This is a genomic window from Acetivibrio sp., from assembly GCF_035371925.1.
Classification (GTDB): domain Bacteria; phylum Bacillota; class Clostridia; order Acetivibrionales; family Acetivibrionaceae; genus Hungateiclostridium.
In genome coordinates this window covers 1-8,498 of the sequence record NZ_DAORXT010000113.1, presented here as the reverse complement: position 1 = coordinate 8,498, position 8,498 = coordinate 1, and the positions used below count along the sequence as shown (strand labels likewise).

Below are 8,498 nucleotides of genomic sequence, written 5' to 3'. Positions count from 1 at the left end.
CTTAAAACAGGGTTCTGTAAGATTTTGTAAGGCAATTAAACTTGCAATTTAAATGTTGCATTTGTTGAAAAATAATTCTTGCGTATCATCAATATCTGTGTTAAAATAATGTTTGCGTTTTGAAAACTATTTCGGCTCAGAATTAAAATAAGTTATGAAAATGCGTCGGAAATGCATTTTCCCAAAAGGCTTATGAAAGAAGGTGAAAAAGATGAAAGAAGGTATTCATCCAAAATACCAGCAGACAGTTATAAAATGCGCTTGCGGAGCGACTTTTGAGACTGGTTCTACAAAGGAGAAAATCAACGTTGAAATTTGTTCAAGCTGCCATCCTTTCTTCACAGGAAAGCAGAAGCTTGTAGATACCGGCGGACGTGTTGACAAGTTCAAGAAGAGATTCGGTATTACTGATTAATCGTACCAATATCATAAAAATCATGTCAATATCATAAAATGAGGGGATTAATTACTTAGTCCTCTTATTTATTTTTGTTTTTTTCCATCCTGTACAAAACAATCAAAGAATTTCACAAAAACTTGAAAGAAATGTATCAATATCATATAATTATTTTACGTTTTAATTATGTTACGGGGTGGGTGAGGGAAAATGAGCAATGCGCAATTTGACGTATTAAAGTTTAAATATCCGTTCAGAAAACATCAGGAAATGATTCTCCAGAGCTTTAAAAATGAACAGCTAAAGAGTAAAAACGGTCCTTTGCATTTTCATGTGGTGGCGCCTCCGGGAGCGGGCAAGACCATTGTCGGATTAGAGTGCGTCATAAGACTCAAGTCTCCGGCGGTGATTATATGCCCCAATACGGCCATTCAGGGACAGTGGGTTGACAAATTTGACCTTTTCATACCTGGGGATTCGAATATTAACAAGGATGATATAATAGGGTCAAATCCCAACTCCTTAAAGCCTATTAATGTATTTACATATCAGGTGCTCAGTATACCGGACAATGACACCGATTCTTATAGAAATGTGTCCGAGAACATGTGGGCCGAAACCATAAGCGAGTCTTTGGGAATAGCCAAAGAAGAGGCTTTGGACAGGATACACAAGATGAAGGAAAAGAATCTTGCCGAATACAACAAGGAGCTTTCCAAATACACAAAGAAGCTTCGAAACAGCGTTTTTGAAAAATCTGGCGGAGATTTTCTAAAAATTCTTCATCCCAACACGAGGGAGCTTATAAAAAAGCTTAAGGAAATGGGCGTTAAGACCGTTGTGTTTGACGAATGCCATCACCTGAAGAATTACTGGGCGGTCGTAATGAGGGAGATAATAAAGGAGATTGAGGCAACGAATATTATCGGGCTTACTGCAACTCCGCCTTCAAGCGATGAAGGGGAAAGCTATGAATGTTATACTGCGCTTTTGGGAGAGATAGATTTTCAGCTTCCTACTCCTGCAGTAGTAAAGGATGGTATGCTCTCACCCTATCAGGATTTGGTTTATTTCTGTATACCGACCCAAGAAGAGCTTAAATTCATACAAGACACCCATGAGCGGTATAAAAAACTAATCGAGAAATTCGATAAAAAGGGATGCGATTTTTACAACTGGATAGAGGAAAGGATTGTTGAAAGAAAGCTCGTATCCGGCGGAAAGCAGGATTGGACGAAGTTTATTAATTCACGACCGGGTTTTGCCGCGGCAGGTGTTAAATACCTTGTAAAAAACGACTGCAAGCTTCCCTGGGATATAACGATAACCGAAGACATGTATAATGAAATGACGGTGGAGGATTGGTGCTATCTTATTGAGGATTTTGCCCTCCACAAGCTCAAGGTGAGCGACAGCGAGGAAGATAAAGTATTGTATGAAGATATAAAGCTGGCGTTAAGAAGTCTTGGTTTTATTCTTACGGAAAGAGGAATACGAAATCACAATTCTCCCGTTGACCGCGTTCTGGCTTACAGCAAAAACAAGCTTTTGGCTGTAAAGGATATTATAAAAGAGGAAATGCTCAGCATGGGAGACAAACTCAGGGTGGCTGTCATTACAGACTTTGAGATATCCAATGCTTTGTCGTTGAAGAAGGTTGAAAATGTGCTGGACGAGGAGAGCGGAGGAGCCGTAAGCGTATTGAAGGAGCTGGCGGCAGACCCTGAAATCGACAAGCTCAACCCCATAATGGTAACAGCGAAGAATCTGCTCTGTGATGACGATATATCAAATCAGTATGTGGAGATCGGGACCAAGTGGGCAAAAGAAAATTCCTTGGATGTAAAGCTTGAAGTACAGCCGGGAGTTGAAGGACTGTTTTGTGCCATCTGTGGCTCGGGCAGGGATTGGAATTCAAAAACAGCGGTGCTGTTTACCACATACCTCTTAGAACAAGGTGTCACAAAGTGCTTGATAGGTACAAGGGGACTTTTCAGTGAAGGATGGGACAGCATTGCCCTAAATACATTAATCGACTTGTCCACTGCCACAACCTTTGCTTCGGTCAACCAGTTGAGGGGAAGAAGCATCCGAAAGAACGAAAAAGAGCCTCAGAAACTGGCGAACAACTGGGATGTGGTATGCATTGCCCCGGGACTTGAAAGGGGTTATAACGACCTTGAAAGGCTTATGAAAAAACACAAGCAGTTTTACGGAATATGTGAGGATGGAAGAATTCAGCAGGGAATTGACCATGTGGATGCGGCACTGTCCTTTAGTGAGTCAAAAATAATGCAGGAAGGCATACAGAGCATTAACGCAAGAATGTTAAAAAAGCTGAGGGAACGGGAAACAGTCTATAAAGCTTGGAAAATAGGCGAACCCTTTTCGAATATTGAGGTGGGCTGCTGTGAGCTAAGGATGTCAAAGCCATCTAAAATCAAGACCGCAGGACTTATGAAAAAAGAGTTCGGTACCTTGGGAAGAAAGCTTAAGTTGGGAGTAGTGTGCGGCATAGGAAGCATCGGGGCAATTATGATGGCGGCGGCAGGCATGACTCTTGGGCCTTTTGGCGCTCTTCCGGTTGTTGCGGCAGGGGTGCTTATGGGAGTTAAGTCCGTTACGGATATAAGAGGTTTTTGGAAATATGGAAACGAGCTTTTTATGGGGCGTCCCGCCATTGATTGCATAACCGACATATCGAAATGTTTGTTTTACGCTTTGAAGGAATGCGGATTTATAAGCCGTGATTTATATGAAAAAAAGATAACTGTCACTGAAAGGGCGGATGGAAGCCTTAGGGTTTATCTTGAGGCATCAAAGGAGGACTCTCAGACATTTGCCGCAGCTTTGGCAGATATACTGGCACCGATAGAGGACCAGAGATATGCGGTGCAAAGGTACGAGGAAAAAATGCCGGAGGGCAATTTTGAGAGGCTGAATTGCATGATCGGATGGGGACTTAACAAGTCAAATCCTCAGCTGGTATGCTATCATCCGCTTCCGTCCCTGTTTAATCACAAGGACAAGGCATTGGTGTTTAAAAAATACTGGAACAGGTATGTAAGCCCCGGTGATATTGTGTACCTTAAAGGGGAAGAGGGTAAGAAGGTTGTGGAAAATTATGGCAGAGTAAATTTCTTCGGCTCGAAAAAGCAGCTGAGCAATATATGGATGTAGTGATTAGTGCGGCATTTTAATAATTTACTCTGACCAGCCAGAATTTAATACCTTTGTCACTCCACCCTAAATCCCAAGGCACTCTGTGCCTGTCGGTATTGTGACAGCTGACAAGGGAATAACCCTTTGAGTCGGCACCGGTTACAACGGATATATGGACTACTTTTCCCTTTTTTTCGTAGGCTATATAGTCCCCCGGCAGTAGTTTAAAGGAGGCTTTGAAAACCTGGTTGTAAGTACCTTTTGCAATTAATGAGCCTCTGCCGCTGTAAAGCATGTAGCTGTTGAAGGCATGGGCGTTGACCCATGCTTTACTTCCGTCTTTTTCATACCTCCATGCGCCGGTCTGCTTGAATTTGCCTCCTTCGTAGAGAATTTGGGAAGCGAAGTTTGCGCAGTCTCCCCCCAAAGGGTTGTAGTCTTTGTATTTTTTATTGTAAGCATAGCCATATTGTTCATCGGAAGCGGCGCCACAGTAGCGGTCGGCATATTCCACCGCGCCAAGGCGCCTTTTGTTGAGCTTGGAGAAATCTCTGGCATTGGAGTTTAGCAAGTATTGTTTAAATTCATCCACTTTTATATTGTCGGTGTTTAAAGAATCTGCAAAGGGGTCGGTATACCATTCCTTTGAAATGAGCCACTTGCCGTCAATATTATCCAGAGTTAAGGAATGGTAGGTGCCGATTCTGAAAGAATTGGCGATTTCAGGCTGGTCTTCGTAGGTGTAACTGTACTCTGTAGAAGCTATGAAATTGATCGAATAACCGGAGCCCCTTTCTTTTACCTGACGGATTTTAATTTTGGTTTTTATATCGGTAAATTTTATGGCTTGTTTGTCAGCCCAGGTGTGAAGGTATCTCATCTTTTTTTCCTGGTGCTCGAATGCCCACGTACCAAGCTTTGTATTTTTGTTGTAGAGTGTCTCTATCAGCTCCAAATCTTTATCCAGGAAGGCTTTATTTCTGATTTTGAAAATTTCATCGAGCATAATTATGTGCTCTTCATTAATAGCTATGCTTGGCAAAAACGGTGAGGCATTGTATAGAGTTATACTTAGAGCACAAATTGATACCGCAAAAACGACGCATATAAGTATTGAACGCTTTATTGTCACAAACGCATACATGGTATTTCTCCTTATTTTTTATTCATAGAATTTATATGAATTAATTATGAACTTTAGAAATTATGACATGCATTTTATTAAACTCATGTATTTTGTGATATAATTAGGAAGATACGTTAAAGCATCGGTTACGGCAGGGGAATGCACAAAAATGAAGAAAAAACGGAAGGTTTTATTGTCAATATTATCAAGCTGTATTTTGATAATGGCATATATGTTTGTAGAGCCATATTGGATAAAGGTAACGTACATAAAGGTGAAGGACTCCGACATTCCGGATTCCTTTGACGGAAAGAGAATAGTTTTTGCTTCGGATATTCACCATGGCCCGTATTTTTCCAGGGAAAGGGTCAGGAATATGGTGGAAAAGGTCAATAGTCTTAACCCGGACATTATTTTTGTCGGGGGAGACTATGTGGAAAAAAGCAGGGAGTATATAAAACCCTGTTTTGAAGAACTAAGCCATCTTGAAGCTCCCTTAGGAAGGTTTGGGGTTCTGGGAAACCACGATTATTATCGTAATGGAGAACTTGTAAGGCAAAGCATGAAAGAAGCGGGAATAACCCTTCTTGATAATGCAGCCCAATGGATTACTTATGGCAGCGGCAGGATAAAGGTGTGCGGAGTTGGCTACTTTAACCGCTATTTATATCCGATAGAGTCGTATCTTGAAGATGTCGGCGAAGATGACTTTGTCATTTTGCTGTCGCACGACCCCGATTATGCGGAAACCATTCGAAATTACAAGATAGATATTGTATTAAGCGGTCATACCCATGGTGGACAGGTTACGCTTTTTGGCCTGTGGGCCCCCTATATTCCTTCGATTTACGGCCAAAAATACAGGACAGGTGTGGCGGATACCAAGTACACCCGGGTTTATGTCAGCAATGGAGTGGGTACTTCAGGCATTCCCATAAGGTTTTTTGCCCGGCCTGAGATTGTGGTATTGGAATTGGTTAAAGAAAAGTAAATGAAAAATTGAATTTTTTTTAAAACCGAAGGAACTTTTGGGAATGATAATCAGTCTAATAAGTAGGATTATTATAAAAAAACAAGGAGTGAATAAATATGAAAAGCAAATTGGTGCTGGCTGTAGCACTGGTTATGATTGTATCCGTGACTCTGTCCGGGGTTGGATTTGCCAAAGATAATGCCGGACTTGAAGATGCAATCAAAAGAGTAAAGCAGTTGTTTGTGATTCCTGAAGAAAGCAGCGAATTTTCTTATGCTGCCAGAACTATGGGAGACATTATGATATGGATGCTGGAGTGGTATCCAACAAAGGGTGATGAAGGTACAAGTGTTTCCGTTACTGTGGACAGCACAGGGGATATCTTAAACTACAATTGTTACAAGTATACGGACCGGGATAATTCAAAGCTTCCGAAGATAAGCAGGAGTGAGGCAAAAGCCAAGGCTGAGGAAGCTATTGAAAAGATTAATCCGGGTATATTGGATAGTTTGGAATTTATGGAGGATAATCAGGGCATATCAATTTATGACCAGGCATATTATTTTACATATGTAAGAACATATAACGGGATTGTAGTTCCGTCCAATAAAATTTCGCTGGGAATAGACAAACATACCGGCGAACTGATAAGCTATAACAAATCATGGAACAAGGACGTAAGTTTTCCTTCCGACGAAAAAATCTTAAGCCTTAAAGAAGCACAGGAGGCATATATTAAAAATCTTGGTGTGAGACTTACATACAATGCAGTAGCCGAGAAGGACGGCGTTAGGGTATATGCCGCATACACACCTGTATACAGTTCGAGATACTATATTGATGCTGTCACAGGGGAGAGAATTAAACCGGGATCAAGCATATACCTGACTTACAATGAAGCGATGAAGAAAGGGGCAGCTTTTTCCGATGCTTGGGCAGGTGCTGGAGATGTGGCTCTTACACCTGAGGAAATGGCGGCAGTGGAAGAAGTTTCAGGACTCTTGACTCAGAAAGAGGCGGAAAAGATAGCCAGGGAATTTAAGGTATTGGGACTTGACGATACATTCACCGTTGAGAGTGCAAGTCTTTTCAAAGACTGGACAGTTAAAACCAATTACAATTGGAATTTTTACTTTTTAAAAGACATAGACGAAAGCGGCAAGAACTACTGCGGTATAAATGTTACCATGAATGCGAAAACCGGTGAAATACTAAGCTTTCATATTAACCGGGACAGAGAAGAAGACAAGGCGAAGTTTGACAAGGAAGCTTCAAAGAAAGCTGTTGAAGAATTTATAAAGGAGATTCAACCGGAAAAATTTAAAGAGACTGAATATAATAAACCCGCTGATGAGGAGATAGCATATCCTGAGAACGAACAGCCTACATATTATGAATTTAGCTACATTAGAATGGTCGATGGAGTTCCTTTCCCGGATAACGGCATTAGAGTGGGATTTGATGCCGTAACGGGTAAAATTCAAAGTTACAGTTTGGAATGGTACGATGTAGAATTTCCTTCGGTAAAAAATGCTGTTGAACTTGAAAAGATCTATGAAATATTATTTAAGGAAATAGGTTTGGAACTTCAGTATATTATTGTTAATGAAAATGATGTTGTATATCTCGAAAAATCAGCTGAGAGCGCGGATAAGAAAACGGAAGCAAAGCTTGTATATGCTCTTAATGACGATAAACCGGTAAGATTTGATGCAAATACGGGAGCCATTTTAGACAATGACGGAAAACCCTACAAGGAAAAGAAAGCTTTGGAATATACCGATATTTCAGACCACTATGCCAAAAAGCAGATTGAATTGTTGGCGGAGATTGGTGTTGGATTGGAAGGCCCTGAGTTAAAGCCCGATGAGAAAATAAAGCAAAAGGATTTCCTGCTTCTTATTTCCCAAGTTCTAAACGGATATCAGTACTATGGAAAGAGTGCCTTAAGCAGCGACGAGGAAACCGAAAACCTCTATAAATCGCTTATAAGGCAGGGAATTGTAAAAGAGGGCGAAAAGAATCCGGAAGCTTATTTGACAAGAGAAGAAAGCGTGAAGTTTGTTATAAGGGCATTAGGTTATGATAAAGTGGCAGATATTAGTGGCATTTTCAACTGTACCTTCAAGGATAAGGATGAAATTAATCCGGAATTAATCGGGTATGTGGTTATAGCAAAGGGACTTAAGATTGTGAACGGTTACGGAGAATACTTCGGACCGAAAGATGAATTAAAAAGAGCGGACGCTTTGATAATAATTTATAACTACCTTCAAATTTAGCATTTTTGACATACATTTTGGGGGAGGCTTTTAAGTCTCTCCTCTTTTTTTGAGCTAAAGCCGTACACCCTCTTGTTGATGTTATGAATATTGAAGTATGCGAATTCATACATTCATTACAGGGGGATAGGGAGATGAAAAGGTTTTATTTGGGCACTATTGTCATTATCACTTTTATACTAATACTTGGGGGCATAATTTATAGCAAAAGATTTGATAATACACTTCTTTTTGGCGCATCAAGCATATTTTTAGAGGAAGATACTCAAAGAAGCAAATATGAGGAAAAGAAACGCGTACTTTTAAAATTTATAGAGACTCATCTGATGGATCCTGAAGGTGGAATTATAACCAACACCCACCCAGAAAGAGGAGATACAAATACTTTGTCGGAGTCGATAGGCATACTTATGGAGTATGCATTAATTGACAGCAACAAGGGCTTGCTTGACAAGGAGTATCGGTATCTTGTCAAAAACCTTTTAACAGAAGACTTTTTTATAAAGAATAGTCTCGAAAAGTAACTGGAAAACCTGCTGAATGTTAATTAATGGGATA

6 protein-coding genes are annotated in these 8,498 nt (G+C 40.5%); 5 read left to right on the top strand and 1 reads right to left on the bottom strand.

All coding sequences use genetic code 11. The features are described from left to right. Positions 1-211: 211 nt before the first annotated feature. Together rpmE and PLH43_RS12185 are read left to right on the top strand one after the other, a co-directional pair. Complete coding sequence (rpmE, locus tag PLH43_RS12190; protein WP_324363497.1) at positions 212-415, top strand: 50S ribosomal protein L31; 204 nt, start codon at positions 212-214, stop codon at positions 413-415. A 192-nt stretch (positions 416-607) separates the two neighbouring features. Continuing rightward, on the top strand, positions 608-3,577 hold the full coding sequence (locus PLH43_RS12185) for a DEAD/DEAH box helicase family protein (RefSeq protein ID WP_324363495.1): 2,970 nt from the start codon (positions 608-610) through the stop codon (positions 3,575-3,577). 16 nt (positions 3,578-3,593) lie between these two features. Here PLH43_RS12185 and PLH43_RS12180 read toward each other — a convergent pair whose 3' ends face one another. Further along, positions 3,594-4,703, bottom strand: coding sequence for an amidase domain-containing protein (locus tag PLH43_RS12180; protein ID WP_324363493.1), 1,110 nt, complete (start codon positions 4,701-4,703; stop codon positions 3,594-3,596). 151 nt (positions 4,704-4,854) lie between these two features. Between PLH43_RS12180 and PLH43_RS12175 the strand changes: the two genes are divergently transcribed. The 3 genes from PLH43_RS12175 (at position 4,855) to PLH43_RS12165 (ending at position 8,464) form a co-directional block, all read left to right on the top strand. After that, positions 4,855-5,676, top strand: a complete 822-nt coding sequence (locus PLH43_RS12175) for a metallophosphoesterase (protein ID WP_324363491.1) — start codon at positions 4,855-4,857, stop codon at positions 5,674-5,676. 98 nt (positions 5,677-5,774) lie between these two features. After that, on the top strand, positions 5,775-7,940 hold the full coding sequence (locus tag PLH43_RS12170) for a YcdB/YcdC domain-containing protein (protein WP_324363489.1): 2,166 nt from the start codon (positions 5,775-5,777) through the stop codon (positions 7,938-7,940). Positions 7,941-8,074: 134 nt separating this feature from the next. Then, the gene (locus PLH43_RS12165) at positions 8,075-8,464 is read left to right on the top strand and encodes a hypothetical protein (RefSeq protein ID WP_324363487.1); all 390 of its coding nucleotides are present in this window, start codon (positions 8,075-8,077) and stop codon (positions 8,462-8,464) included. The last annotated feature ends 34 nt before the right edge of the window (positions 8,465-8,498 follow it).

Bases quoted from the DNA above. Each gene is read 5' to 3' on its own strand.
- rpmE (WP_324363497.1), top strand. From the start codon at position 212: ATGAAAGAAGGTATTCATCCAAAATACCAGCAGACAGTTATAAAATGC.
- PLH43_RS12185 (WP_324363495.1), top strand. From the start codon at position 608: ATGAGCAATGCGCAATTTGACGTATTAAAGTTTAAATATCCGTTCAGA.
- PLH43_RS12180 (WP_324363493.1), bottom strand. From the start codon at position 4,703: ATGTATGCGTTTGTGACAATAAAGCGTTCAATACTTATATGCGTCGTT.
- PLH43_RS12175 (WP_324363491.1), top strand. From the start codon at position 4,855: ATGAAGAAAAAACGGAAGGTTTTATTGTCAATATTATCAAGCTGTATT.
- PLH43_RS12170 (WP_324363489.1), top strand. From the start codon at position 5,775: ATGAAAAGCAAATTGGTGCTGGCTGTAGCACTGGTTATGATTGTATCC.
- PLH43_RS12165 (WP_324363487.1), top strand. From the start codon at position 8,075: ATGAAAAGGTTTTATTTGGGCACTATTGTCATTATCACTTTTATACTA.